This window comes from Cobetia sp. cqz5-12 (assembly GCF_016495405.1).
Taxonomy (GTDB): Bacteria; Pseudomonadota; Gammaproteobacteria; order Pseudomonadales; family Halomonadaceae; genus Cobetia.
This window is the reverse complement of sequence record NZ_CP044522.1, coordinates 3,606,851-3,632,904: the sequence shown is the minus strand read 5'-3', so window position 1 is coordinate 3,632,904 and position 26,054 is coordinate 3,606,851. Positions and strand designations below refer to the sequence as shown.

The following is a 26,054-nucleotide window of genomic DNA, read 5'->3' as shown; positions in this document are numbered from 1 at the left end:
GAGACATATCGGTCAGCATGATTCATATTGCGAGTCGCGAGGCCAAAAGCCTCGAGACTCAGGCATCGCAAGATGCCACCGTTTCGCCTGACGACCATAGCGAGCGTGAACCACCCGATCCCATGCCGAACTCGGAAGTGAAACCGCTTAGCGCCGATGGTAGTGTGGAGTTTCTCCATGTGAGAGTAGGTCATCGTCAGGCACTTATCCCGAACCGCCCCTGTAGCCTTGCTGCAGGGGCGGTTCTCTTTGTGCGTAGAAAAGTGGTGCGCAGGAAAAGTGGTGCAGAAGAACAGCCGTGCTGGGGTAAATGCCTTCAGCACAAGACAGAGTTGCATGAGCTATATTAGCTATATGATACAAGGATGCCTCTATCACTTCTGTGATAGAGGCATCCTTGTATATGGACCCGTATCACTTGAAAAGCGTGTTGGCACTCTAGTGTGGTTGGACTCTACCGACAGGCATTCCACGCTGTTGAGAGATATCTTTATCGGGAGATATCTTTGCTGTTGCAGCACCTGCTCGGTGACTGCACAGTCATTGAATATCACTCATTGAAGTTATCCATTAACAGGCGCAGGGAGGCGGCATGTCGAGGGACTTTTCATATTATCCATCAAGACTTCTATTGGCAGGGATAATGGCTCTTTTGCTGGGGCTGATGTCATCAGAAATGGCAACTGCCGGTGAGAGAGAGAGGAAGATAGAGCGCTGTCAGTTCATCAAGGACAAGATCGAATATTATACCGATAGGCGCCGCGGCGGCGGGTCGTCGGGCCAGATGCGAAGCTGGCAGTCCCAGCGCAATGACTACAAGCAGCGCTATCGGGATGAAAACTGTACGCGCGTCAGGACAGCACTGAAGTGACTCCCCTATTGACGTGATAATAGTGAAGCGCAGTGCGCTACTCTTAGTGCTGTGGGTTGTAGGTTGTAGATAGACGCAGCCAAATTGACGATGCCCCTCTTGAGAATGTCTCAAGAGGGGCATCGTTGCTCAGGGCAACTCGCTCAGGGCGATTCGTTCAGGGACGTTTGCGCAGGCGTGTCAGGCCCTCCTGGGCGCTGGATGCCACCAGCTCGCCGTGCCGGTTGTAGAGGCTGCCGCGAGCGAAGCTGCGCGCGCCTCCCGCCCAGGGGCTATCCATCTCATAGAGAACCCAATCATTGACGCGTACATCGCGGTGGAACCATAGCGAGTGGTCCAGGCTCGCCATTTGCAGTTCGGGCGATCCGAATCGCACGCCATGCCCGCCGAGGCCTGTCGCCAGCAGATTGAAGTCGGAGCTGTATGTCAGCAGGTAGCGATGCAGGGCATCATCTTCCGGCAGCTCGCCTGCCAGTCGGAACCACAGCCGCTGGCGTGGTGGTGGGCAGGCGTCATCATCACTCGCCGAGCCTGGCGCCTTCAGTCGCAGAAACTCGATGGGGTGGCCTTCGTAGCGCTCGATGCGTGCCCCCTGTTCGATCAACTGCTCTGGAGATTCGATATCGGGCATGGCGAGCTGATGCGCGAAGCCTGCCTCCTTGCCGTGGAAGGAGGCGCTACAGAAGAAGATGGTCTTGCCATTCTGGATGGCACTGATGCGGCGGGTCGTGAAGCTGCCGCCATCACGCACGCCGTCAACCTGATAGATGACGGGCTTGTGGGCATCGCCCGGGCGCAGGAAGTAGCCATGCAGAGAGTGGACCTGGCGTTCGACCGGCACCGTGCGTGTCGCTGCGGAAAGCGCTTGTCCGAGTACCTGTCCGCCAAACAGCTGAGGGAAGCCGAGGTCCTGACTGTGCCCTCTGAACAGGTTCTCTTCCAGGGTCTCAAGACCCAGCAGGGTGACCAGTGCCTCAAGAGGCGCAGTAGCTGTTTGGGTCATGAATCTATCCTTGTGCTGAGGGGCAGGCGCTCGGAGCAGTGCCAGACCGCACGCGGTGGCAATGCAGGAGGAAGCGCGAGCGCCAAGCCGTTATCATGGTGAGCGAAACAATGGCCTCAGGATACCGGAGAACAACGGTGAGTGACGAGTTGGCGATAGCGCCGCAGGCCCGGAGTGGGCCACGTGGGGATCATTACTACATGCACCGAGCGCTGGACCAGGCACGGCTGGCATTCGAGGCTGGCGAGGTACCTGTCGGCGCGGTGGTGGTCAATCCCCAGGGCGACATCATCGGCACTGGCTACAATGCGCCGGTCAGCACCCCTGATCCGACGGCACATGCCGAGGTGCAGGCCTTGCGCGCGGCGGCGGCCAGACTCGGCAATTATCGTCTCGACGATTGCACGCTATATGTGACGCTGGAACCCTGCATGATGTGCACTGGCGCCTTGATCCACGCGCGGGTGAAGCGGGTCGTCTACGGGGCAGCAGAGCCGAAGACAGGCATGGTGGAATCGCGTGCCAATCTGTTTGCACAGCCCTGGCATAACCATCACGTCGAGGTGGAAGGGGGGCTATTGGCCGCTCAGGCCAAGCGCTTGCTCAAGTCCTTCTTCGCTGAACGGCGTGGTGAGCTTCCGTGCTGAATCCTCTGAGTCGCCATTGTGTTGGTCGCCATGGGCCGTCAGGCAGCGACCTGCACCTGATTGCGACCACTGGACTTGGCGCGATACAGCGCCTCATCCGCTGCCTGCAGCAGGGCATCCAGCCGCAATGGCGCGCGCGCCACGCATGCCATGCCCACGGATACCGTGACGACGCTGTCCGTAGCGGGCTGCGGCAGTCCTGCAGCCTGCACGGCACGCCGCAACTCTTCCGCCAGAGTACGGCCTACCGCGCGTGGGCATTCCGGAATGCACACCACGAACTCCTCGCCTCCGAAGCGTGCCAGTATGCCGCCGGCAGACTCCACGGGCGCCCGTGAGACGGCGGCAATCTTCTGCAGGTAGCGATCTCCCTCCAGATGTCCCAGCTTGTCGTTGATCGTCTTGAAGAAGTCGATATCCAGAATCATGACCGTCAGAGGCATCTTGCCACTGAAGCTCTGCACCTGCTCGAGGAAATAGCGACGATTCGGTAGCTGAGTCAGCTCGTCGTGACGTGCCAGCCACTGTATCTCGTTCTGCAGTCGCTCCCGCCGTACCATTTCTTCGCGAAGTGCATCATTGGCACTCTTGACGATGCCGTGCTCCTGCGAGACGCGGCGATACATGTAGATGACGAGGAAGAGCAGGTAGGCCAGCAGCATCCCCGTCAGCAATGTCACCTCCGGCAGACGGCCACGAGTGGCCGCCAGATACTGCTGTGTCGGTTGCAGGCCCAGGGTCAGGTCAGTGGCGGGCAGCTCGATGGGGATGCGATGTCCCCAGGGCGCCAGACGGCTTTCAGGGCCGACATGGATATAGATGTTGCCACGCTCTGACAGGGTGACCGCAAATGCCTCATTGCGTGCCGTATCCATGGCCCTGTCGAGCAGAGGGGCCAGGTCGACCACCATGGCGATCGCCCCCAGGATGGTGCCATCACGAGGGTCACGTACCGGTAGGTAGGACACCATGCCCTTGCCGCCCTGAATCAGGTCGATGATACCGGTGTGGCCCTCGATGCCGAGTTCCAGAGGATTGCGCAGCGGCGTGTCCGGCTGAGCATCCAGCAGGCGTACACCCAGCACATCATGATTGCGACCCTTGTCCGGGAAGACGCGCGTTATCACGCTGTCCGAGTCGATGAAGGCGATGTTCTGGAAGTAATCGAAATCCTTGTAATAGCTTCGCGCCAGGCGTTGCCACTCTCCGCGTGACGGTCTCTGTCCCATCAGGCTCCAGAAACCGGCAAAACGCCGCATCGCATTGAGTTGGTCGTTGATCTCGCGAGATAGCTCCGTGGCGATCTTGTCGCCTAGTACGTAGGTCGACTGATTGATGCGATTGTTCTCGTCCTGGCTTTGCTGCTGCCAGGCGAGAAGGCAGACCAGGGTGATCGAGGAGGAAATGATCAGCGGTATGAGATTGCGGCGCCACATCTGCATGAATGCCGGCTGTAGATCGATCCATTGAGCGATCAACAGCAGACTGACGAAGCTGGTCAGCGTGACGCGTTCCGGGCCTGCCAGCACCATGCTGGCGACGGAAAGACTGGCGTCGGACATCATGGCAAACAGCAACAGCAGCGTGACTTGCGTCAGCTGGATGGCAGAGCCGAATCCCAGTCGCATGCGCAACAGGGCGCAGGTCGTGAGGCCGAAACAGGCAAACAGGATCAGGATAGGCGGGCGGATATTGGCAATGTGCCAGTCGCCCGGCAGATTGATCAGCAGGTCTCCCCAGTGGTCCACTCCCACCCAGCTTTCCGGTAGCAGGAAGGTACAGATCAGCAGGATATTGAGGATCAAAGAGGCGCTGAGGAACAGCTGACTGAGGGAAGTATTGCGCCAATGCCAGGCAGCCTGGCCGGCGGCTTGCAGGGTCAGCATCATCAGCAGCAGCGCATTGGCTTCATTGCCGGCAGACGGCCAGAGTCCCAGCAAGGCGATGCCGAACGCGATCAGGCTTAGCGACATCAAGACGAGTCTGCGTGTCATTCCCTGTCCTTAGAGGCTCTTGATGCATGGTGAAGATGCGTGCACTTGAGGCACCGAAGTGCTGACGGTCCGAACTCCATCCTCAGAGAATCGGAGGCACTGTATCGAAGGGATTGCTGTCGCCTTCGTCGTCGGTAATCGGACGCTCATCCAGCTGATAGAACTGCTGCTGGCTACGGTAAACATAATTCAGTATTTCATAATAACGACGGATATTGCGGACATAGATGACAGGTTCTCCGCCGCGTGCATAACCATAACGGACTTTCTGGTACCACTCACGATTCTGAAGCAAGGGCAGGGCTTCGCGGACATCCTTCCAGCGATTCGGGTCGCCGCCCTTCATCTTCACGATGCGTCTGGCGTCAAACAGGTGACCCAGGCCGACATTGTAAGCTGCCAGCGTCATCCAGGTGCGATCCGGTTCCTTGATCTCCTCCGGCAAGCGTCCCTTTATACTCACAAGATAGCGTGAGCCGCCATCGATGCTCTGAACGGGATCCAAACGGTTGGCGATATTCATTTCGCGCGCCGTCACGTTGGTCAGCATCATCAGGCCGCGCACCCCCGTGGGAGAGGTGGCCTTGGGTTGCCAGTGCGATTCCTGATAGCCGGTTGCGGCCAGCAGTTTCCAGTCGATGCCGGTTTCGCGCGCGGCTTCCTTGAAGGTGTTGATATAACGCGGCAGGCGGTCGCGTGCCTGGCGGATGAAGGTACGTGCGCCGACATACTCGAGATAGTCATCATGGCCGAAATAGCGCTCGACCAATTGATCGAGGGTGCCATCCTGACGGCGTGTCTCGAGAAAATCATTGGCGGCGGTCAGCAATGAAATGTCGCCATGCGCGGGGAAGGCCCAGGCCAGCGTCAGAGGATCGCCCACGTCGAAGCCGTTCTCCACATTGGGGAAGAACAGGCGGTTGAGCTTGAATTGGTGGGCATAGACGACCGCCGCATCCAGTTGATCTTCCTCGATGCGTTGCAGCAGGTCCGCCACCTCAAGCTCGCCGGTTTCCTTCCAGCTGAGCTCGGGGATGTCCTGCTGGACTTCCCGCAGTACCAGGCTGGTGCCGGCGCCCTTGATGACGCCGATGCGCTTGCCGACCAGATCCTTCAATTCCTTGGGCGGGTGCATGCCGCGCCGATAGACCACCATCGCCTGCAATTCGAGGATGGGGCGCGAGAAGCGCAGGTCCTGTTCGGAGAGATCCAGCGGCAGGGTCGCGGCCGCAAGATCGGCCTGATCATTGAGCACGCTCTGGGTCAGGCTCTCGATATTGTGCTCGGAATCCATCGACAGACTCACGCCAAGATAATCGGCGAAGTCTCGTGCCAGTTCGTACTCGAAACCGGTAGGCCCCTGACGACCACGATAGAAGGTCGTGGGGGTATTGCGGGTGGCGACCTGAATGAAGTCGCGTGCACGGACATCATCCAGCCGCGTGGGCATCTCGATGAGGGTGCGCTCAGGCAGTATCAGCAAGGCGAGGGCCAGTGCCGCGACGAGGAAACGCCGCGCATGGCGCAGCAGCTGTCGCACGGGCGGAATGAGAGAAGAGGGCGAGGTCTTGAGCATGCGTCAGCATCATTCACGGCAGGGCTTTCACCATACCGACAGCGCTTCACACTGTCATCCAACGCATGTGACTGCCGGGCTTCGTTCACGGGCGGCTTTCACGTATGATATGCGCTTGCTGCCGCCGCTCGGCGGTTGTCCGTTCACGCTGCTTCAGAGGCTTTCCCTGACCATGCTCGAACTGCGAGGCGCGCCTGCCCTTTCCGCCTTCCGTCACTCCCGTCTACTGGCTGCATTGCGCGAGCTGGTGCCGGAGGTGGAATCCCTTCATGCCGAGTACCTGCATCTGGCCGAGGTCGATGGTGAACTGAGCAGTACTGACCGGACCACGCTCGAGCGCCTGCTGGACTACGGCCCCAGTCGCGACGAGAGCTCTCCCGAAGGTCATCTCTTCCTCGTCGTTCCCCGCCTCGGCACGCTGTCGCCCTGGTCTTCCAAGGCCACCGACATCGCTGCCAACTGTGGTCTCCCGCAAGTCCGCCGCCTCGAACGTGGCATCGCCTACCGCATAAAGCTCGATGCCCCTCTGAGCGAAGAACTCTTCGCCACGCTGTCTTCCCGACTGCACGACCGCATGACCGAGACGGTACTGACGCGTACTCAGGACGCGGCGCGCCTCTTCCAGCATCAGGCCCCGGCAAAGCTTGCCCATGTCGACATTCTCGGCGGTGGTCGTGACGCACTGGTGCAGGCCAATGGCTCTCTGGGCCTGGCACTGGCGGATGACGAGATTGATTATCTGGTCGAGTCCTTCAAGACTCTGGGCCGCAATCCTGCCGACATCGAACTGATGATGTTCGCCCAGGCGAACTCCGAGCATTGCCGCCACAAGATCTTCAATGCGGACTGGACCATCGACGGCGAAGCGCAGTCGCACTCGCTGTTCAAGATGATCAAGAACACCTACCAGCATCATCCGGATGGTGTGCTGTCCGCCTACAGTGATAACGCTGCCGTCATGGCAGGCCCGACCGCCGGGCGTTACTTCCCGACGGGCGAAGGCCACATCTATACCTATCATCAGGAACCGATCAACATCCTGATGAAGGTCGAGACCCACAACCACCCGACCGCCATCGCTCCCTATCCGGGCGCCGCGACCGGAGCCGGTGGCGAGATTCGTGATGAAGGCGCGACCGGTGTCGGCTCCAAGCCGAAAGCGGGTCTGACCGGCTTCAGCGTCTCCAACCTGCGTATCCCGGGTTTCGAACAGCCGTGGGAGCACGACTACGGCAAGCCGGAGCGCATCAAGACCGCCTACGACATCATGCTCGAAGGCCCGATCGGTGGCGCTGCGTTCAACAACGAATTCGGCCGCCCCAACCTCAACGGCTACTTCCGTACCTATGAGCAGGATGCCTTCGGTGCTGGCGGTATCGAGCGTCGCGGCTATCACAAGCCGATCATGCTGGCGGGCGGCTACGGCAACATCCGCAGCCAGCACGTCGAGAAGGGCGACATTCCGGTCGGCGCCAAGCTGATCGTGATGGGCGGCCCGGCAATGCTGATCGGTCTGGGCGGCGGTGCTGCCTCTTCCATGGCCTCCGGCAGCTCCAGCGAAGACCTCGACTTCGCCTCCGTGCAGCGTGACAACGCCGAGATGGAGCGTCGCGTGCAGGAAGTCATCGATCGCTGCTGGGCGCTGGATGACAAGAACCCGATCTGCTTCATCCACGACGTCGGCGCGGGCGGTCTGTCCAATGCCCTGCCGGAGCTGGTCAAGGATGGCGGTCGCGGTGGTCTGTTTGATCTGCGCGCCGTGCCGAGCGCCGAGTCCGGCATGAGCCCGCTGGAAATCTGGTGCAACGAATCCCAGGAACGCTACGTGCTGGCGGTGGCACCGGAGAATCTGGCCACCTTCGAAGCCCTGTGCAAGCGTGAGCGTTGCCTCTACGCCGTGGTCGGTGAAGCCCTCGAGGAGCACGAGCTGATCGTCAAGGATGGTCACTTCGATACGCGTCCGGTCGATCTGCCGATGGACGTGCTGTTCGGCAAGCCGCCCAAGATGTCACGCAGCTTCGAGCGCCAGACGCTGGAACTGCCGGCCCTGGGTCTCGACAACCTCGACCCGCGTGAAGCGATGACCCGTGTTCTGCAGCTGCCCACCGTCGCCTCCAAGAAATTCCTGATCACCATCGGCGACCGCTCGATCACCGGCATGGTCGCGCGTGACCAGATGGTCGGTCCGTGGCAGGTGCCGGTGGCGGATTGCGCCGTCACCACCAGCTCCCTCGACAGCCATGTCGGTGAAGCGATGGCGATGGGCGAGCGCACGCCGGTCGCACTGATCTCGCCGGCCGCCTCCGCGCGTCTGGCCGTCGCCGAGGTGATCACCAACCTGGCCGCCGCTCCGATCGCCAGGCTGTCTGACATCAAGCTGTCCGCCAACTGGATGAGCGCTGCCGATCACACCGGCGAGAATCAGGCGCTGTTCGAAGCCGTCCACGCCGTCGGCATGGAACTGTGCCCGGCGCTGGATCTGACCATTCCGGTCGGCAAGGACTCCATGTCCATGCGCACCGCCTGGCAGGACGAGAACGGCGAAGACAAGTCGATCACCGCGCCGCTGTCGCTGGTGATGACAGGCTTCGCGCCGGTCACCGATGCCATGCGTACCCTGACGCCGCAGCTGCGTCGCACGCTGAATGGCGAGGCCGTGGAGACGGACCTGATCCTGATCGATCTCGGTCATGGCGCTCACCGTCTCGGTGGCTCCGCGCTGGCGCAGGTCTATGGACAGGTCGGCAACGAAGCGCCGGATCTTGCCAAGCCCGAAGACCTCAAGCACTTCTTCGAGGCCATCCAGCGCTTCAATGTCGAAGGCAAGCTGCTGGCCTATCACGACCGCAGCGACGGTGGTCTGTTGACTACCTTGATGGAAATGTCCTTCGCGGGACGTGTCGGTCTCGACATCTCCCTCGACTGGACCGCCGCCGAGCCGGGTCAGGCCACCGGCGCGCTGTTCGCCGAAGAGTTGGGCGCCGTGGTGCAGGTGCGTCGCGAGCATACCGAGTCCATCCTCGCCGAGCTCAAGGCCGTGGGGCTCGAGCACAGTGGCGTGATCGCCACGCCGCGTGCCGATGAACAGATCAACATCACGCTGCTGGGCCAGAACCTGCTCTCCACCACCCGCGCCAGCGCCGAGCGTCTGTGGGCCGAGACCAGCTATCGCATGCAGGCCGCACGTGACAACGCCGATTGCGCCAAGAGTGAATTCGAGTCCATCAACGACGTGCGTGATCCGGGCCTCACCGCCCAGGCCACCTTCGACGTTAACGAGGACATCGCGGCACCGTACCTGAATACCGGTGCACGTCCGCGCATGGCGATCCTGCGTGAGCAGGGCGTCAATGGTCAGCTCGAGATGGCGGCAAGCTTCGACCGCGCCGGTTTCGAGGCGGTGGACGTCCACATGAGCGACATCCTTGAAGGGCGTGTCGATCTGGACACCATGCGCGGACTGGTCGCCTGTGGCGGCTTCTCCTACGGTGACGTGCTGGGCGCCGGCGGCGGCTGGGCCAAGTCGGTGCTGTTCAATGCGCGTGCGCGTGAACAGTTCGAGCGCTTCTTCCAGCGTGACGACAGCTTCGCGCTGGGCGTCTGCAACGGTTGCCAGATGCTCTCCCAGCTCAAGGAGCTGATCCCGGGGGCCGAGGCCTGGCCGCGCTTCGTGCGCAACGAGTCCGAGCAGTTCGAGGCGCGTGTCGCGATGGTCGAGGTCGAGAAGAGCGCCTCGCTGTTCCTCGATGGCATGGAAGGCTCGCGCCTGCCGATCGCCATCGCGCATGGTGAAGGGCGTGCCGAGTTCCGCGACAGCGCGCACCTGCGCAAGATGCAGAGCAGCGGCCAGGTCGCGCTGCGTTACGTCGACAACTACGGCCAGACCACCACGCGCTATCCGGCCAACCCGAACGGCTCGCCGTCCGGTATCACCGGTCTGACCACCGATGATGGTCGCGTGACCATCATGATGCCGCACCCGGAGCGCGTGGCACGTGCCGTCACCAACTCCTGGCGTCCGGATGACTGGGAGCAGGATGGTGCCTGGTTGCGCATGTTCCGCAATGCACGTCGTTGGGTCGATTGATCCCACGGTCGGTCATCACGGGATGACAGCATGAGAGACGCCCCCATGGCAAAGGCCATGGGGGCGTCTTGCGTTGGGGCCGAAGCAAGGCGAGTGATACAGGACTCGCGTCTGGCTTGCTCAACATGGCGTTCCATGGCGCGAGCTGGGTGTCGGACGCCGGGTAGCTTAAGGTGGAGGCCAAGCCTCATGCCCGAGGTCGTGAATCCCTGCCTGACACATTACAAGGATGTCGTGATGAAGCTGAAATGGTCGCTGTTGCCGCGTTATTCCGTGTTTCTGCTCTGTATCCTGGGGGCGCTCATCTGCCTTCCACTGGCGATGCAGAATGCCTGGCTGTGGCCGTTGGCCATCCTCTTTGTGCTGCTGGTCGCGGTTGGTCTCAATGACTTGCGGCAATCGGATTACGCCGTGCGTCGCAACTATCCGGTGATCGGCAACATGCGCTATCTGTTCAAGGCGCTGCGTCCGGAGATGCGTCAGTACCTGTTCGAGTCGGACACCGATCAGCTGCCGTTTTCCCACAAGCAGCGCGAGCTGGTCTATGCCCGCGGACGCCAGCGCAATTCGTCGCAGCCGTTCGGCACCTTGCTGGATGTCTATTCCGACAGCTATGAGTTCATCGGTCACTCCATGCAGACCTCGAGCGTGCCGGACCCCAAGGGCTTTCGTCTCAATGTCGGCAACTCCCAGTGCTCGCATCCCTACAATGCCTCGCTGTTCAATATCTCGGCGATGAGCTTCGGCTCCTTGAGTGCCAATGCCATCCGCGCCTTGAACAAGGGGGCCAGGCTGGGCAACTTCGCCCATGACACCGGTGAGGGCAGCATCAGCCCCTATCACCGTGAGTTCGGGGGCGATCTGATCTGGGAGATCGGCAGTGGCTATTTCGGGTGCCGCAATGACAAGGGCGGCTTCGATGCGGAGAAATTCGCGAAGAAGGCGGTCAGCCCCCAGGTCAAGATGATCGAGATCAAGCTCAGTCAGGGCGCCAAGCCAGGGCATGGCGGAATTCTGCCCGCCAGCAAGATCAGCGCGGAGATTGCCGAGACCCGCGATATTCCGATGGGCGAGGACTGCATCTCGCCTGCGAGCCATAGTGAATTTTCCACGCCCGCCGGGTTGCTGAGCTTCATCCAGCGCCTGCGCGAGCTGTCGGGTGGCAAGCCGGTGGGCTTCAAGTTGTGCCTCGGTCAGCCGTGGGAATTCATGGCCATCGTCAAGGCGATGCTCGAGACCGGGATCGTGCCCGATTTCATCGTCGTCGATGGCAGTGAGGGCGGTACCGGCGCCGCACCGACCGAATTCACCGATCACCTCGGCACCCCGCTGCGTGAAGGGTTGCAGTTCGTCCACAACTCGCTGGTGGGCGCAGGGCTGCGTGATGAGGTGCGCATCGGGGTCAGCGGCAAGATCATCAGTGCCTTCGATATCGCCTGCGTGATGGCGCTGGGGGCGGACTGGGTCAATGCCGCACGCGGATACATGTTCGCGCTGGGCTGCATCCAGTCACTGAGCTGTCACACCAACAAGTGCCCGACGGGGGTCGCCACCCAGGATGATCTGCGCCAGAAATCGCTGGTCGTGGAAGACAAGGCCGATCAGGTGCGTCACTTCCATCACAACACCCTGCATGCGCTGGCCGAGATCCTGTCGGCGGCGGGCCTGCACACGCCGTGGCAGATCACCCCGGACCACCTGGTGCATCGTGTCTCCGAGAATGAGGTCAAGCTGTTCTCGCACCTGCATCCCTTCCTGACCAAGGGCGCGCTGCTGGCGCAAGGGGATGACTATCCTTTCTATCGTCGTGTCTGGGCGATGGCCCAGGCCGAGAGCTTCCAGCCTCGATCGTTGTCAGAGGTGTCGGGGGCCAAGCGCGAGTAGACAAACGTCACCCCTGCGACCAAACGACCGTTCAACAACCGGGCGCAGGCAGTCACACTGGGACGCAGCGAGTCCTGCCCATGGGCAGCTCGACGAACGCAGTGTGGTTGCCTGCGCCTTTTGGGTTTATCACTGGATGAGTGCCATCGCTCGGCACTGTCGTGAAATCGTTCGAGCGCGTGCTTGCTCGTTATCCGTCGCAGGGAGACCGCCATGTCTGACGCTACCCACCTCACGCCTGAACGTTATGTGACCCTCTCGATCAGTGAGCATGTCGCCGACGTGCGCCTCAATCGTCCTGACAAGCACAACGGCATCGACTGGAAGATGATCGATGCCCTGCTTGCGGTACAGCAGGAGCTGCATGCCCGCGCCCGGGAGTCAGGCCTGCGCGCCATCGTGCTGTCGGGTGAGGGGCCCAGTTTCTGTGCGGGGCTGGATATCGCCGCCATCATGGGCGACGCCGCCCGCGTGCCGCAGTTGCTGGTCGCGGGGGCCAACGGCTGTGCGCCACAGCGCAATACCGTGCAGCAGCTGGCGCTGGGCTGGCGTGATGTCGGGGTGCCGGTCATCACCGCCTTGCATGGCAATGTCTTCGGTGGCGGCCTGCAGATCGCGCTGGGGGCAGACATTCGCCTGTGTGATCCTGATGCGCGCCTGGCGGTGCTCGAGATCGACTGGGGCATCATTCCGGACATGGGCATCAGCGTCACTGCGCGTGGCGTACGACCGGACTGGCTGCACGAGCTGACGTGGAGCGGACGCAAGGTCGAGGCCAACGAGGCGCAGAGCGCCGGGCTGGTGACGCGTATCATCTCCAGCCCGCAGGAAGAGGCGTTGGCCCTGGCGCGCCAGATTGCCGGGCGCTCTCCCAGCGCCATCCGCGCCATCACGCGTCTCTATGATGAGGCCCTCGCTGCGCCGGAAGCCGAGGCGCTGGCGCTTGAGGCACAGCTGCAGTCCTCGTTGCTGGGGCGCGCGGAACAGACCGAGTGCATCAAGGCCAGGCTCGAGGGGCGTGCGCCGCGCTTCTGATCCTGACGGGCCAAGACTGACGGGCTCAGGTTATCCACACCCACTTTGCCGCTGCAGTCGCTGATGCGGATAATGGGGACATTGTCCCTTCCTGCGATTCGGCGGCCCCTTGATGTCAATGTTCCTGTCAGCCCTCACGTTCCTGTCAGCCCTCACGTCCCTGTCAGCCCTCACTTCTCCGGGGCTGCCTGTCGGCAGCGTTCCCATTCTCCCGTCTTGCTGGACGACGTTGCATGTTTGAGCTGCGTCCCTATCAGCAGGAGGCCGTGCGGCGTACCGTCGAGCATTTTCGCAAGAGTGATGAGGCGGCGGTGATCGTGCTGCCCACCGGCAGCGGCAAGTCACTGGTGATCGCGGAGCTTGCGCGTATCGCACGTGGCCGTGTGCTGGTGCTGGCGCATGTGCGCGAACTGGTCGAGCAGAACCACGCCAAGTACGAATCCTATGGCAAGGAGGCCGACATCTTCAGTGCCGGCCTCAAGCGCAAGCAGGCCTCGCGTCAGGTGGTGTTCGGCTCGGTGCAGTCAGTGGTGCGCAACCTCGATGCCTTCACGCCGGCAGAGCCGACGACTGATGCTCAGGCAGCGCCCTTCACGCTGCTGGTGATCGACGAGTGTCACCGTGTCTCGCTGGAGAAGGACGCCAGCTATCGCAAGGTCATCGATCACCTGCGTGAGCACAACCCGCGCCTCAAGGTGCTGGGGCTGACGGCGACGCCGTACCGCCTCGGGCAGGGCTTCATCTTCCATCGTCACTATCATGGCATGGTGCGCGGTGACGACGACTGCTTCTTCCGTGATTGCGTCTTCGAGCAGCCGCTGCGCCTGATGGTGCGCCAGGGCTTTCTGAGTGAGCCGCGGCGCGTCGATGTCGCGGTGGCGCGCTATGATTTTTCGCAGCTGGCACCCGGCATCGGCGGCAGCTTCCAGGAGGCGGAGCTCAACGAGGTGGTGCAGGGCTCACGCGCGACGCCCGGCATCGTGCTGGATATCGTTGCCCAGGCACGCGAGCGGCGCGGCGTGATGGTGTTCTGCTCCACCGTCGAACATGCCGAGGAGGTCACGGGGCTTCTGCCCGAGGGTGAGGCGGCGCTGATCACCGGCGAGACCCCCGGCGAGGAGCGCGAGCGGCTGATCCATGCCTTCAAGGTCCAGCAGCTCAAGTATCTGGTCAATGTCGCGGTACTCACCACCGGCTTCGATGCGCCGCATGTCGATCTGATCGCCATCCTGCGGCCCACGGAATCCGTCAGTCTCTATCAGCAGATCGTCGGGCGCGGCCTGCGCCTGAGCCCCGGCAAGACGGACTGCCTGATTCTCGACTACGCCGGCAATCCTTGGGACCTCTACGCGCCGGAGGTAGCGACGCCGAAACCGGCCGGCGACACCGAGATCGTGCAGGTCGAGTGCCCGGTGTGCGGCAACGCCAATCTTTTCTGGGGACGCAAGGATGGCGAGCTGGTGGTCGAGCACTTCGGGCGCCGCTGTCAGGGGTTGGTCGAGTCACCGGAAGGCGAGGGCAGGCCGCTGGTGCAGTGCGACTTCCGTTATCGGGCCAAGGCCTGTCCGCAATGTGGTGAGGCCAACGACATCGCCGCCCGCCATTGTCACGCCTGTCAGGCACGGCTGGTGGACCCGGATGACAAGTTGCGCGATGCGCTCAAGCTGCGCGACGCACGGGTGCTGCGCGTCAGTGGCTGGCAGCTGGAGGAGGCGCGCAACGGGCGCGGCCTGCCACGCTTGAAGGTGACCTACTACGACGAGGACGGCACCGATCTGTCCGAGTGGTTCGCGCTCGAGACCTCCGCCCAGCGCCACGCCTTCCGCTTGAGCTTCCTCGCGCGTCATCTGCGCGCGCCGGGCAGTGACTGGGCGCCCAAGGACATCGCCGAGGTGCTGGCAGGCGAGGCGCGCCTCAAGGCACCGGACTTCGTCATCGGGCGCAAGAGTGGGCGTTACTGGCAGATCCGCGACAAGCTGTTCGACTATGCCGGGCGCTATCGCACCGGTATCGCCGCCGGCTGACAGGTGCGCTGGCCGCTGCCTGAGCCATCAGCTGGCGCCTGTTGTCAGGGACACGACGTCGCGGGGATGCTGATCGGGGCCTCGGGTTGCTAGACTGACGGCTTCATACGCCTCAGGGAGAACTCACAAGGTGAGTGCCACCGATACCTCGGCCAGGCTGGTGTCCGGCTTACGCCCCACCGGACACCTGCAACTCGGACACTATCAATCAGTGATCCGGCGCTGGACCGAGCTGCAATACCATCACGATGCCTATTTTCTGGTCGCCGACTGGAACGCGCTGGCGGTCAGCGGTCACGCGCCTCACGAGATCGAGCAATACAGCTGGGCGATGGTGATCGATTGTCTCGCCTGTGGGGTCAACCCCAAGGTCGCTACCCTGTTCATCCAGTCCTGGGTGCCGGAGCTGACCGATGTGCACATGATCCTGGCCAGCGTCACGCCCAAGGCATGGCTGGAGCGTCTGCCCAGCTATCGTGAGATGGTCGCCGGGCTCGGTGAGCAGCAGGGTGCCAGCTTCGCGATGCTGGGAGCACCGCTGATGCAGGCGGCCGACATACTGGCGCTGCGGGGGCAGGTGGTGCCCGCCGGCCCTGAGCAGCGTGCGCATATCGAGTTCACCCGTGAGGTCGCCCGGCGCTTCAATCATCGCTATGGCCGCGATGCCGGCTTCGAGGAGCAGGCCGAACGCGCCATCGCGCGCCTGGGCAAGAAGAGCGGCCGCCTATACCGCGAATGGTTGAGCGACTATCAGGAAGAGGGCGATCTCGAGGCCTTCGAGCGTGCGCGCGGCCTGCTGGCCGAGACCAGCAAGCTCAACCGCAACCAGCAGGAACGCCTGCTCGGCTATCTGGAAGGTGGCGGGCGTCGCATCCTCGGCGAGCCGGAACACTGGCAGGGCGAGGTCGAGCCGCTGCTGGGCATGGAGCTCAAGACGCACAAGGCCGCACGCGAAGACGCCATCTTCCTGCGCAGCGGTCGCGACGATATCGCGGCCTGCGTGCGCGAGATGCCCACCGACCCTGCGCGCGTGCGCCGCCAGGACCCCGGTGACCCGCAGCGCTGTCCGCTGTGGACGCTGCATGAAAGCTTTACGCCCGCCTCGGACCGCCAGTGGGCGGCAAAGGGTTGCCGCGATGCCAGCATCGGCTGCCTGGACTGCAAGGGCTGTCTGATCGAGCATGTCGACGCGGCGCTGGCGCCGATTCGTGAACGTGCCGAGGCGCTGGAAGGTGAGCATGGCAAGGTGCGCACCATGATGACAGAAGGGGCCGAGCGGGCCCGCGACACCGTGCGCGACACCCTGGATGAGCTGCGGCGCGTGATCGGCCTGACCTATCGCTAGACACGGGCGGCGCCGAGCGCGGGCCCGGCGTATCACCGGTGGCGTAAAGACTTGGGGGATAGGGCGCGAGCCGCTAGAATGCCCGTCCCCCAGACCCATCTTCACCCGCCTCCTGCAGGAGATGTCATGAGCGACCTGCTCGATGGCGCCAGTTTTGCCCTCACCGATGGGCATCAGCCCGCACCTCTCGTCACGCCCCCGACGGCGGCGTCGACGGTGCTGGCGCGCGTCAACGACACCGCGCTCACCGAGATGCCGCAGGATCTGTACATCCCGCCGGAGGCACTGCGGGTCTTTCTCGAGACCTTCGAGGGGCCGCTGGATCTGCTGCTCTACCTCATCCGTCGCCAGAATCTCGATATCCTCGCCATCAATGTCGCGGCCATCACCCATCAGTACATCGAGTATGTCGAGCTGATGCACGCCATGCAGATCGACCTGGCCGGTGAATACCTGCTGATGGCCGCGATGCTGGCGGAGATCAAGTCGCGCAGCCTGCTGCCGCGCCAGCCGAAGGAGAGTGATGATGACGAGGAAGAGGACCCGCGCGCCGAGCTGATCCGTCGTCTGCAGGAATACGAGCAGACCAAGCTGGCCGCCGAAGGGCTGGATGAGATGCCGCGTCAGGGTCGCGACTGGTTCGTGGCCACGGCAGATCTGCCCGAGCTCGAGACGCGCGTGGTGCACCCTGATGTCGACCTGTCGGAATTGCTCGGCGCGCTGTCCGGTCTCTTGCGTCAGGCGGACCTCGTCCAGGCGCACACCATCTCGCGTGAGGTGATGTCGACCCGCGAGCGCATGCTGGCGATCATGAATCTGTTGAGTCATGAGCACTTCACGCCCTTCGAGAAGCTGTTCACGCTCGAGGAAGGGCGTGCCGGCGTGGTGGTCAGCTTCATGGCGATTCTGGAGCTGGCCAAGGAGTCGATGATCGAGGTCGTCCAGAATGCGCCGCTGTCACCGATTCACGTGCGCGCGCGCACGCCGGAACCGGACCCCGAGGATGATGAGGACTGGCTGGCGCTGGAATTCGCCGACGAAGATGAGGTGGCGGCCGATCAGGGGGCGTTCGATGACGCAGCGTACGATGACGCAGCGTCCGATGAGGCGCAGACGTCATCTTCCATACCCCCATCCGACGAGCAGGAGAACGCGGCGTCATGAGTTTGCGCGATGTCCCGCTGGACCAGATCATCGAAGCGGCCCTGCTGGCCGCCGGCGAGCCGCTGACGCTAGAGCGCCTGGCCGGTCTGTTCGATGAGTATTCAAGCCCGACCAAGCCTGCGCTGCGCGAGGCATTGGGCAAGCTGGAAGCGCGTCACCCGGCTGACACAAGCGCGCTGGAGCTGATCGAGACCGCCAGTGGCTGGCGGCTGCGCGTTCGCCAGCAGTATTCCCCCTGGGTATCGCGGCTATGGGAAGAGCGTCCGCAACGTTATTCGCGCGCCTTGCTGGAGACCCTGGCGCTGGTGGCCTATCGTCAACCGGTGACCCGCGGCGATATCGAGCAGGTGCGTGGCGTGACGGTCAGCTCCTCGATCATGCGTACCCTGGTCGAGCGCGGCTGGGTGAGGGTGGTCGGCCACCGTGATGTGCCGGGGCGTCCGGCGGTCTTCGCCACCACGCGTCAGTTCCTCGATGACTTCGGGCTCAAGACGCTGGAAGAGCTGCCGCCGGTGCATGAACTGAAAGGCTTCGAAGGACTCGAACAGCTCGAGGCAGACCTGTATGATGTGCCGCCCTCTCAGACCTTGCCATTGCCGGATGACCCGGACGGCGAGGTGGAGGAGGCGCCGGCAGACGGCGCTGATGCGGGGACTGGACCAGAGCATGAGACAGCGCCTGAGTCAGTGCCTGACGCAGAGGCAGAGTCAAAGACTGAGTCAGCTCTTGAGACAGGTCTCGAGACCGACACTGGCACCCCGGTACCTGATGACTGGCAACCGCCGGACGTCACCGCCGAGCAGCTGGAAGAGGCGCTGAAGATGCGCGCACTCGACACCTCCGGCGCCTCGGATGACACACCGAACACAGCAGTACCTTCCGCCTCACAGGCGGAAAATGATCACGCCGGGATGGCGTCCACCGGCTCGGGGTTCGACTTCGCCACACTCGAAGCGCGCCTCAGCCAACGTTTGCGCGGTGCAGACGAGGATGACGACGCTGCCGATGCGCAGCCGCACGACTCCTCCGCTGCCGGGACCGTCGATGATGACGACCCTGCGTAGGCGAAACTCCTATAGATGAAATGGTTCATGTCATGAGCAAGACAGACTCTGATAAGCGCAAGACCTCTCGCCCCGGCAGCAGCCAGGCAGGCAACAAGCAGGCTGGCGGCAAGCACGCCGGTGGCAAGGCCGTGACCGGCAAGGCCTTCGCGGACAAGAACGTGGCAGATTCTGCCGACAAGCGTGGCGAGCAGGCTCGCCCGACCCGTGATACCGGCAAGTCCACGCGCGGCAGCAAGGCCAATGTCGGCAAGAAGCCGGCCGCCGCCGATGCGCCGGAGCTGCGTCCGCTGCCGCCGCAGGCCAAGGGCGACAAGCTGGTCGAGGACGAGAAGCTGCAGAAAGTGCTGGCGCGCTCCGGTCTCGGCTCGCGCCGTGAGATGGAAGTCGCCATCAGCGCCGGTCGCGTCAAGGTCAACGGCAAGGTCGCCCAGCTGGGCGATCGCGTCGGCCCGCGTGACCAGGTCAGCCTCGATGATCGCCCGCAGAGCCTTAAGGGCGCCGAAGAGACGGCGCGTCGCGTCATCATGTACAACAAGCCGGAAGGCGAGCTGTGCACGCGCAAGGACCCGGAAGGCCGCCGCACCGTCTTCGAGCGTCTGCCGCGCCTGAAGGGCGAGCGCTGGATCGCGATCGGTCGTCTCGACATCAACACCAGCGGTCTGTTGCTGTTCACCACCGATGGCGAGCTGGCCAACCGTCTGATGCACCCGTCGACCCAGATCGAGCGTGAGTACGCCGTGCGTGTCATGGGGGAGGTCAAGCGCGAGCACGTCGTCAACATGGTCAATGGCGTGATGCTTGAAGATGGTCCGGCACGTTTCACCGATGTGCAGGAATTCGGTGGCGAAGGCATCAACAGCTGGTTCCACGTCGTGATCATGGAAGGGCGCAACCGTGAGGTTCGCCGTCTGTGGGACTCCCAGGGCCTGACCGTCAGCCGTCTGAAGCGCGTGCGCTACGGCAACATCTTCCTCGACAAGCGCGCTCGCGCCGGTGAGTGGGTGGAGATGGAGCAGAGCGAGATCGATGAACTGTCCACGCTGGCAGGTCTCGAGCATCGCAAGGCGCCGGCTCTGACGCCGGACGAGCAGAACCGCTGGAGCCGCGACAAGCAGAAGCGTCGTCCGGTGCGCGCCATGAAGAAGCCGCCGCAGCGGACGCGCAAGCCGCGCTGATGGCGTAGTCGGTGAGGACGGCAACATGTCGTCATTCACTGACATGGCATAAGCTCGTGGACATGCCACAAGCTCGTGCGACCTAAGTGGTAGCCCGCAAGCCCGCGCCCATCGCGGGCTTGCGGGTCTTTGTCTCAGGCACTGGCGCGGGCGTTTCGCGAGGTACCAGCGGACAAGCTGGTCATTTACTTGAAGTTTTTTTGCAAAAGGCTTGCGTCGAAACGGGATCGGCGGTATCTTACGTCCCGCTTCGCAAGGGTCGTTAGCTCAGTGGTAGAGCAGTTGGCTTTTAACCAATTGGTCGAAGGTTCGAATCCCTCACGACCCACCATTCTCTGGAATGGTCTCTTGCAAAGCACCCGGCGGCGGGTCGTTAGCTCAGTGGTAGAGCAGTTGGCTTTTAACCAATTGGTCGAAGGTTCGAATCCCTCACGACCCACCATCCGCCACCCAGTTTTGGGTCGTTAGCTCAGTGGTAGAGCAGTTGGCTTTTAACCAATTGGTCGAAGGTTCGAATCCCTCACGACCCACCAGATCTTGCCCCGTGCCTTCATTGGCGCGGGGCAATTTTTGTTACGCGAAAGGAAAGAGTCCGTTGCCCCAGGTCGACTGGAGCCGCGATCGCGCCAGGCGTATCCTTGTGGGCGAGCCAAGGCTCATGTCCGCTCAGTGCGGACGCCGCTGCGGGCGATAGACGCCCAAGGCACACGCCGCAGTCTGGGGAGCCCAGCTGCAGCGCTGGCAGGGCCGCCGCGGGCCGTTCGTATCCGGGCCGAGCCCTGACCCACTCAGCACAGGGGGAGCCCCTGTGGGCTAGGTGAGAGACACATGAACAGCCTGACTAATGCCATGCCGGGTCGTGAGGCCCACAATGCCGTCCGTGAGCAGGTGCGCGAGCATCTGGCCCGCGCTTACTGTCCGACGCGCCCCGCCGCCGAAGATGCTGCGCTGATCGACGAGATCAAGCAGCTGCTCATCGAGCGAGATGCCGCACTGGTCGCGCATTACTACTGCGACGACGCCATCCAGCAGCTGGCCGAGGAAACCGGCGGCTGCGTCGCGGACTCCCTCGAGATGGCGCGTTTCGGCGCTCGCCATGACGCCTCGACGCTGATCGTCGCCGGGGTGCGCTTCATGGGCGAGACCTCCAAGATCCTGTCGCCGGAGAAGCGCGTGCTGATGCCGACGCTGGAGGCGACCTGCTCGCTGGACCTCGGCTGCCCGGAAGACGAGTTCGCGGCCTTCTGTGATGCGCATCCCGACCGCACCGTGGTGGTGTACGCCAATACCTCGGCGGCCGTGAAGGCGCGCGCCGACTGGGTGGTGACCTCCTCGATCGCCGTCGATGTCATCGAGCACCTGCACGCCCGGGGCGAGAAGCTGATCTGGGCGCCGGACAAGCATCTGGGCGCTTACGTGCAGAAGCAGACCGGTGCCGACATGCTGCTGTGGGACGGTGCCTGCATCGTCCACGACGAGTTCCGCGCCCAGGGCATCAGTGACCTGCTCAAGGTCTACCCGGACGCCGCGGTGCTGGTGCACCCGGAATCACCGCAGTCAGTGGTCGAGCTGGCCGATGTGGTCGGTTCCACCTCGCAGCTGATCAAGGCCGCCGTCGAGCTCGACAACCAGCAGCTGATCGTCGCGACCGATCGTGGCATCTTCTTCAAGATGCAGCAGGCCGCGCCGCACAAGCAGCTGTACGAGGCGCCGACCGCCGGCAATGGCGCGACCTGCAAGAGCTGTGCGCACTGCCCGTGGATGGCGATGAACGGCCTGGAGAATCTGGTCGCCGTGCTGCGTCGCGATCCGTCGGAAGCGAATGCCGAGGAAGTCTTCGTCGATGATGGCCTGCGTGAGCGCGCCCTGAAGCCGTTGACGCGGATGCTGGAATTCAATCGCGGCTGAGCGCTGACGCTGATCGCCGTCGTTTGATGTCTGCATGAACCAGAACCGCCGCTCCCGATTCCTCGGGGCGGCGGTTTTTGTTTGCCTGGAGCAGCGAGAGGGAAGGTGCCTCAGAACTCCTCGATGGCGTTGCGGTAGCGCTTGAAGTCCTCCCGGCGTGAACTGATACGGTTGGCCATGCTGAAGTCGCCGTTCTTGCGCGCGGCCTCGTCGGCCAGCTTGAGCTGCGCGAAGGCCTTGTCCATGCGCCCCTCCAGCTGGTCGAATTCGGCGCGATACAGGAAGGCTTCGGCGGTGTGGCCGCTGCGGCCACTGGCTTCGGCGGCAAGGCTCCAGACCTTGGGGTCATCGGGATGATCGCGGCGCATGTCCTCCAGCTGCTGGCGCGCAGCGGCGGGGTCCTGTTGCAGCGCGACTTCCGCCATGGCCAGTCGCGTCGGCAGATAGTCGGGTTGCAGGCGCAGCAGGCGTCTGGCGCGCCGGGTCGCCTCCTCATAACGCCGGGCATCCCGCGCGACCTCGACCGCACTGGCGCTGATCAGGGTCAGGTCAGGATGCTTGTCGTGCAGGCGGTCCAGCGCGGCCAGCGCCTTGTCAACCTGGTTGTGCTCCGCCGCGGCCAGCGCCTGATAGTAGGCAATCGCGTCGGGGTCGGGGTTGTCTTCGCGCAGTGTCGTCAGTCCCTGCTCGGGCTGGCGCAGGTTGAGCGCCAGCAGGGCGCGGGCACGGATCATCGCGTAGGCGAGCTGCGCGAGCGGGTCCGGTGTCACCTTCTGCATGGCGTCGGCGCGGGCCTGGGTATCGCCGATACGCGCCTCCGTCACCGGGTGCGTAAGCAGGAATTCCGGTGCGTTGCCGCCCTGCAGGCTGGCCATGCGTTGCATGGCGCGGAACATGCGCGGCATGGCTTCGGGGTCGAAGCCGGCGCGTGACAGCGCATCGATGCCGACGCGGTCGGCCTCCTGCTCGAAGCGGCGCGAATAGGCCAGCTGATCGGAAATGGCAGCGGCCTGGGTGCCGGCCATGGTCGCGATGCCCGCTGAGCCACCACCGCCCGCCGCGATCACCATGCCGGCGAGGAAGCCGGCCAGCGTCGGCAGGCGTGTCTCGGCCTGGCGCTCCATGTTGCGGGCGAAGTGATGCTGGGAGAGGTGCCCCAGCTCGTGGGCGAGCACCGAGGCGAAGGCATCGCGGTCCGGCGCGAAGGCGAACAGCCCCGTATTGACGCCGACCACGCCGCCGGGCACGGCGAAGGCATTCAGCTGGCTGCTGGCGACCAGCGTGATGATGAAATTGCGGTCATCCAGCTCGCTCCACGGTGCCAGTTGACGCACGATGCTACCGATCCAGTCCAGAGTGATGGGATCATCCCATTCACGCACATGGGCGCGGAACTGACGCAGCCAGGCGCGACCGATACGATATTCATCATTGCTGGAGATGCCGCCGCTCGCACTCCCCAGGTCAGGCAGTCCATAGTCGTTCTGGGACGCGGCTGGGGCACTGGCGACCGGCGCGCCCATCAGCAACAGGCCGAGCAGGGCGCTCGACAGGGTGGCAAGCCCGCGGCGTCCGATGCGGATGCGTCCGCTCAAGGGGGGCAGCAACGACATGCAGGCAATCCTCTTCGATATGGCGCAAGGTGCGGTCGGCCCACAGGATTGCCGGGCGCCGCACTGGCGTTGGCGGCCCTGCGTGAGGCCGGGCAAGACGCAGCCGCGCAGGGCGGAAAGTTGCTTTGTCAGGCAAGGTGCCCTTAAATCGGGGCGTTTTCAAGCTGCACCCTCCATGGCGTGCGGCAGAACATCATAACGAGAACGGAAGGGCAGATGGCATTCGAACGACCTGGCGCTGAGACTGCGAATCCGATGGCTGACTCCACGGCCGATACCCACCTGCAGACGCTGGATGCGCGCGGCCTGCACTGTCCGTTGCCGCTGCTGCGCACCAAGCTCAAACTGGCTGGCATGAGTGCCGGCGAGCAACTCGAGGTCCTCGCCAGCGACGCCGGCGCCTGGGGCGACATTCCTGCCTATCTGGCGCTGAGCGATCACGCGCTGGTCTCGCGGGAAGAGACGCCAGAGGGCGATTATCGCTTCGTGATCAAGGCGCTGTGCGAGGAAGATCCGTCATGACCATGAAGACGTTGTTGCGTGGCTGGATCGAGCGCTATTTCTCCGACGAGGAGGCGGTGGTGCTGTTTCTGGTGCTGGTGCTGGTGTTCGCCGCCGTCATTCTGCTCGGCAGCATGCTGGCGCCATTCTTCACCGCCCTGATCGTCGCCTTCCTGCTGCAGAGCGGCGTGAGCTGGATGGAGCGCCGCGGCCTGCCACGCCTGGCGGCGGTCAGCCTGATGACGCTGGTGTTCATGGGCATCATGCTGGCCAGTGCGCTGATCCTGCTGCCGCTGGTCTGGCATCAGCTGGCCAATCTGATCCAGGAGATTCCCGGCATGTTCGCCTCTGGGCAGCGCTGGCTGGGCGAGCTTCAGGAGCGCTTCCCCGGCCTGATCACCCCGGAGCAGGTCCAGCAGTGGGTCGGCGCCGCCGGACGAGAGCTGACCCAGTTCGGGCAGCGCGCGGTATCGCTGTCGCTGGCGTCGCTGGGCAACCTGATGGGCGTGGTGATCTACCTGGTGCTGGTGCCGATCCTGGTGTTCTTCATGCTCAAGGACCGCGAGCGGCTGGTGGACTTCACGCTGGCGCTGCTGCCGCGCAAGCGCCTGCTGATGAGTCGGGTCTGGAACGAGATGGATGACCAGATCGCCAACTTCGTGCGCGGCAAGGTGATCGAGATCGTCATCGTCGGCGGCGTCAGCTACGTCACCTTCGTCGCCTTCGGGCTGCCGTATTCGGCGCTGCTGGCGATCGTGGTCGGCTTCTCGGTGCTGATTCCCTACATCGGCGCGGCAGGGGCGACCTTGCCGGTTGCTGCCGTCGCCGGTTTCCATTACGGGCTGGGCGATACCTTCATGTACGTGATGATCGCCTACGGCATCATCCAGGCCCTGGATGGCAACGTGCTGGTGCCGCTGCTGTTCTCTGAAGCGGTCAATCTGCATCCGGTGGCGATCATCCTCGCGGTGCTGTTCTTCGGCGGAATCTGGGGTTTCTGGGGGGTATTCTTCGCCATCCCGCTGGCGACCCTGATGAAGTCGCTGCTCTATGCCTGGCCGCGCCGGGCGCGCGCCGAGGAGAATCGGGTCGCGGACAAGAGCGCCTGATCGAAAAAGCCCCGCCAATCGGCGGGGCTTTTTCATGGCTGAGGCGGCTGGCGCACAGGCGCACTCTGCTCAGCTGTTTCTCCACGAGCTGCTGTCACACGGACAGCTGTCACTCGAGCTGCTGCCATTCGAGACTAGCGTTCAGCGTTGAGCTCGCGGGCGGCTTCCAGCACTTCCTCGACATGGCCCTTGACCTTCACGCCACGCCATTCGCGCGCCAGATTGCCGTCGGCGTCGATCAGGAAGGTGGAGCGCACCACGCCGAGACTTTCCTTGCCCATGAATTTCTTCATGTGAATGACGTCAAAGATCTTGCACAGGGTCTCGTCCGGGTCGCTGATCAACTCGAACGGGTAGCCCTGCTTTGCCCGGAAGTTCTCGTGGGTGCGCAGGCTGTCGCGGGAAACGCCGAGAATCACGGTGTTGGCCGCTTCGAATTCCTCGAGGTTGTCGCGGAAGTCACCGCCTTCGGTGGTGCAGCCCGGCGTGTGGTCCTTCGGGTAGAAATAGATGACGGCTTGCTTGCCCTTGAGGCTGGCCGGAGTGACTTCGGTGTCACTGGTGGCCTGGGCGGTAAAGTCGGGAATTGGCTGACCGAGGCTGACGCTCATCGTGCTCTCCTGGCGATGACTGGCGGCCATGTGGCGGCTGACAGTCAAGAATGATGAAAAAAACCGGCAGTGATGGGCATCGCGCTTGCCCGCTTCTGCGGCGTGTCCTGCATTACACGCAGGGCGTCCTGACTTGTCAAAGACAGGGCAGAACTCTTGTGTTTCACCGTCTTGGCGACCGACGCCATCGCGCCCATCTGCCGTGCATCTGCCCCATGGACAGGCGAGGGAATCCACCGCTTTGCACAACCGGTGCAGATGGCGTCTGTACAGGCTTCGATGGTCTTTGTAACATCATCACCCTTGACGCGACTCGCGTGTCGGCGTGCCCACGCAATCAGAGTCCTGCGTCAACCAATTTATGTCAGATGTCTGTCCCCGAAATCCGTTGTTTCAACAGCGCAGGGACACGCCTGGCGCATCAGGCACCAGAGGAGAAT

Annotated in this window: 18 protein-coding genes, 3 tRNA genes and 1 rRNA gene; 17 read left to right on the top strand and 5 right to left on the bottom strand. The window is 63.2% G+C overall.

What is annotated here, in order from left to right:
- Positions 1–86 precede the first annotated feature (86 nt).
- Positions 87–202 (top strand): 5S ribosomal RNA (rrf, locus tag F8A90_RS15055).
- Positions 203–592: 390 nt separating this feature from the next.
- Positions 593–871, top strand: a complete 279-nt coding sequence (locus F8A90_RS15050; protein WP_200017750.1) for a hypothetical protein — start codon at positions 593–595, stop codon at positions 869–871.
- 157 nt (positions 872–1,028) lie between these two features.
- Here F8A90_RS15050 and F8A90_RS15045 read toward each other — a convergent pair whose 3' ends face one another.
- A complete protein-coding gene (locus F8A90_RS15045) occupies positions 1,029–1,874 on the bottom strand; it encodes an acyl-CoA thioesterase (protein ID WP_200017749.1) in 846 nt (281 codons plus the stop codon).
- A gap of 200 nt (positions 1,875–2,074) precedes the next feature.
- On the opposite strand from F8A90_RS15045, the gene tadA reads away from it, so the two are divergent.
- A complete protein-coding gene (tadA, locus tag F8A90_RS15040; protein ID WP_200017747.1) occupies positions 2,075–2,521 on the top strand; it encodes a tRNA adenosine(34) deaminase TadA in 447 nt (148 codons plus the stop codon).
- 38 nt (positions 2,522–2,559) lie between these two features.
- Here tadA and F8A90_RS15035 read toward each other — a convergent pair whose 3' ends face one another.
- Together F8A90_RS15035 and mltF are read right to left on the bottom strand one after the other, a co-directional pair.
- Positions 2,560–4,515: a GGDEF domain-containing protein gene (locus tag F8A90_RS15035; protein WP_200017745.1), complete on the bottom strand. Its 1,956-nt coding sequence runs from the start codon at positions 4,513–4,515 to the stop codon at positions 2,560–2,562.
- An 82-nt stretch (positions 4,516–4,597) separates the two neighbouring features.
- The gene (mltF, locus tag F8A90_RS15030; RefSeq protein WP_166020219.1) at positions 4,598–6,091 is read right to left on the bottom strand and encodes a membrane-bound lytic murein transglycosylase MltF; all 1,494 of its coding nucleotides are present in this window, start codon (positions 6,089–6,091) and stop codon (positions 4,598–4,600) included.
- A gap of 172 nt (positions 6,092–6,263) precedes the next feature.
- Here mltF and purL point away from each other — a divergent pair, with 172 nt between their 5' ends.
- From purL to nadA, 12 genes are all read left to right on the top strand, one after another.
- A complete protein-coding gene (gene purL, locus F8A90_RS15025; RefSeq protein WP_200017744.1) occupies positions 6,264–10,178 on the top strand; it encodes a phosphoribosylformylglycinamidine synthase in 3,915 nt (1,304 codons plus the stop codon).
- 237 nt (positions 10,179–10,415) lie between these two features.
- Positions 10,416–12,062, top strand: coding sequence for an FMN-binding glutamate synthase family protein (locus tag F8A90_RS15020; RefSeq protein ID WP_200017741.1), 1,647 nt, complete (start codon positions 10,416–10,418; stop codon positions 12,060–12,062).
- 213 nt (positions 12,063–12,275) lie between these two features.
- Positions 12,276–13,097, top strand: a complete 822-nt coding sequence (locus tag F8A90_RS15015) for a crotonase/enoyl-CoA hydratase family protein (RefSeq protein WP_200017740.1) — start codon at positions 12,276–12,278, stop codon at positions 13,095–13,097.
- Positions 13,098–13,330: 233 nt separating this feature from the next.
- Entirely contained in the window at positions 13,331–15,121 is a 1,791-nt protein-coding gene (locus F8A90_RS15010; protein ID WP_200017739.1) for a DEAD/DEAH box helicase, read from the top strand.
- A 130-nt stretch (positions 15,122–15,251) separates the two neighbouring features.
- Positions 15,252–16,466 (top strand): tryptophan--tRNA ligase, encoded by a 1,215-nt coding sequence (locus tag F8A90_RS15005; protein ID WP_200017738.1) that lies wholly within the window; start codon positions 15,252–15,254, stop codon positions 16,464–16,466.
- 126 nt (positions 16,467–16,592) lie between these two features.
- Positions 16,593–17,630 (top strand): segregation and condensation protein A, encoded by a 1,038-nt coding sequence (locus F8A90_RS15000; protein WP_200017732.1) that lies wholly within the window; start codon positions 16,593–16,595, stop codon positions 17,628–17,630.
- Positions 17,627–18,694 carry an SMC-Scp complex subunit ScpB gene (gene scpB, locus F8A90_RS14995; RefSeq protein WP_200017730.1) on the top strand — a complete coding sequence of 356 codons (1,068 nt, stop codon included), beginning with the start codon at positions 17,627–17,629 and terminating at the stop codon, positions 18,692–18,694. The genes F8A90_RS15000 and scpB overlap by 4 nt, the downstream gene beginning before the upstream one ends.
- Positions 18,695–19,011: 317 nt before the next feature.
- Positions 19,012–19,872 carry a 23S rRNA pseudouridine(2605) synthase RluB gene (rluB, locus tag F8A90_RS14990; RefSeq protein WP_043336411.1) on the top strand — a complete coding sequence of 287 codons (861 nt, stop codon included), beginning with the start codon at positions 19,012–19,014 and terminating at the stop codon, positions 19,870–19,872.
- Between the two features lie 256 nt (positions 19,873–20,128).
- Positions 20,129–20,203, top strand: a tRNA-Lys gene (locus F8A90_RS14985).
- A 36-nt stretch (positions 20,204–20,239) separates the two neighbouring features.
- A tRNA-Lys gene (locus F8A90_RS14980) sits at positions 20,240–20,314 on the top strand.
- Positions 20,315–20,330: 16 nt separating this feature from the next.
- Positions 20,331–20,405 (top strand) — tRNA-Lys (locus F8A90_RS14975).
- Between the two features lie 316 nt (positions 20,406–20,721).
- Positions 20,722–21,780, top strand: a complete 1,059-nt coding sequence (nadA, locus tag F8A90_RS14970; RefSeq protein WP_200020070.1) for a quinolinate synthase NadA — start codon at positions 20,722–20,724, stop codon at positions 21,778–21,780.
- 110 nt (positions 21,781–21,890) lie between these two features.
- Here nadA and F8A90_RS14965 read toward each other — a convergent pair whose 3' ends face one another.
- Positions 21,891–23,393: a M48 family metalloprotease gene (locus F8A90_RS14965; protein ID WP_200017721.1), complete on the bottom strand. Its 1,503-nt coding sequence runs from the start codon at positions 23,391–23,393 to the stop codon at positions 21,891–21,893.
- 255 nt (positions 23,394–23,648) lie between these two features.
- Here F8A90_RS14965 and F8A90_RS14960 point away from each other — a divergent pair, with 255 nt between their 5' ends.
- Complete coding sequence (locus F8A90_RS14960; RefSeq protein ID WP_043336423.1) at positions 23,649–23,915, top strand: sulfurtransferase TusA family protein; 267 nt, start codon at positions 23,649–23,651, stop codon at positions 23,913–23,915.
- Entirely contained in the window at positions 23,912–25,003 is a 1,092-nt protein-coding gene (locus tag F8A90_RS14955) for an AI-2E family transporter (protein ID WP_043336373.1), read from the top strand. The genes F8A90_RS14960 and F8A90_RS14955 overlap by 4 nt, the downstream gene beginning before the upstream one ends.
- A gap of 134 nt (positions 25,004–25,137) precedes the next feature.
- On the opposite strand, the gene F8A90_RS14950 is transcribed toward F8A90_RS14955, so the two are convergent.
- Positions 25,138–25,614 (bottom strand): peroxiredoxin, encoded by a 477-nt coding sequence (locus F8A90_RS14950; protein WP_200017715.1) that lies wholly within the window; start codon positions 25,612–25,614, stop codon positions 25,138–25,140.
- Positions 25,615–26,054 lie beyond the last annotated feature (440 nt).

What these genes read in the sequence shown, in the direction of transcription:
- F8A90_RS14950 (WP_200017715.1), bottom strand. Translation starts at nt 25,614, where the DNA reads ATGAGCGTCAGCCTCGGTCAGCCAATTCCCGACTTTACCGCCCAGGCC.
- F8A90_RS15045 (WP_200017749.1), bottom strand. Translation starts at nt 1,874, where the DNA reads ATGACCCAAACAGCTACTGCGCCTCTTGAGGCACTGGTCACCCTGCTG.
- nadA (WP_200020070.1), top strand. Translation starts at nt 20,722, where the DNA reads ATGCCGGGTCGTGAGGCCCACAATGCCGTCCGTGAGCAGGTGCGCGAG.
- F8A90_RS15010 (WP_200017739.1), top strand. Translation starts at nt 13,331, where the DNA reads ATGTTTGAGCTGCGTCCCTATCAGCAGGAGGCCGTGCGGCGTACCGTC.
- F8A90_RS14955 (WP_043336373.1), top strand. Translation starts at nt 23,912, where the DNA reads ATGACCATGAAGACGTTGTTGCGTGGCTGGATCGAGCGCTATTTCTCC.
- F8A90_RS15000 (WP_200017732.1), top strand. Translation starts at nt 16,593, where the DNA reads ATGAGCGACCTGCTCGATGGCGCCAGTTTTGCCCTCACCGATGGGCAT.
- purL (WP_200017744.1), top strand. Translation starts at nt 6,264, where the DNA reads ATGCTCGAACTGCGAGGCGCGCCTGCCCTTTCCGCCTTCCGTCACTCC.
- F8A90_RS15050 (WP_200017750.1), top strand. Translation starts at nt 593, where the DNA reads ATGTCGAGGGACTTTTCATATTATCCATCAAGACTTCTATTGGCAGGG.
- F8A90_RS15020 (WP_200017741.1), top strand. Translation starts at nt 10,416, where the DNA reads ATGAAGCTGAAATGGTCGCTGTTGCCGCGTTATTCCGTGTTTCTGCTC.
- scpB (WP_200017730.1), top strand. Translation starts at nt 17,627, where the DNA reads ATGAGTTTGCGCGATGTCCCGCTGGACCAGATCATCGAAGCGGCCCTG.
- tadA (WP_200017747.1), top strand. Translation starts at nt 2,075, where the DNA reads ATGCACCGAGCGCTGGACCAGGCACGGCTGGCATTCGAGGCTGGCGAG.
- F8A90_RS14965 (WP_200017721.1), bottom strand. Translation starts at nt 23,393, where the DNA reads ATGTCGTTGCTGCCCCCCTTGAGCGGACGCATCCGCATCGGACGCCGC.
- F8A90_RS14960 (WP_043336423.1), top strand. Translation starts at nt 23,649, where the DNA reads ATGGCTGACTCCACGGCCGATACCCACCTGCAGACGCTGGATGCGCGC.
- F8A90_RS15015 (WP_200017740.1), top strand. Translation starts at nt 12,276, where the DNA reads ATGTCTGACGCTACCCACCTCACGCCTGAACGTTATGTGACCCTCTCG.
- F8A90_RS15035 (WP_200017745.1), bottom strand. Translation starts at nt 4,515, where the DNA reads ATGACACGCAGACTCGTCTTGATGTCGCTAAGCCTGATCGCGTTCGGC.
- mltF (WP_166020219.1), bottom strand. Translation starts at nt 6,091, where the DNA reads ATGCTCAAGACCTCGCCCTCTTCTCTCATTCCGCCCGTGCGACAGCTG.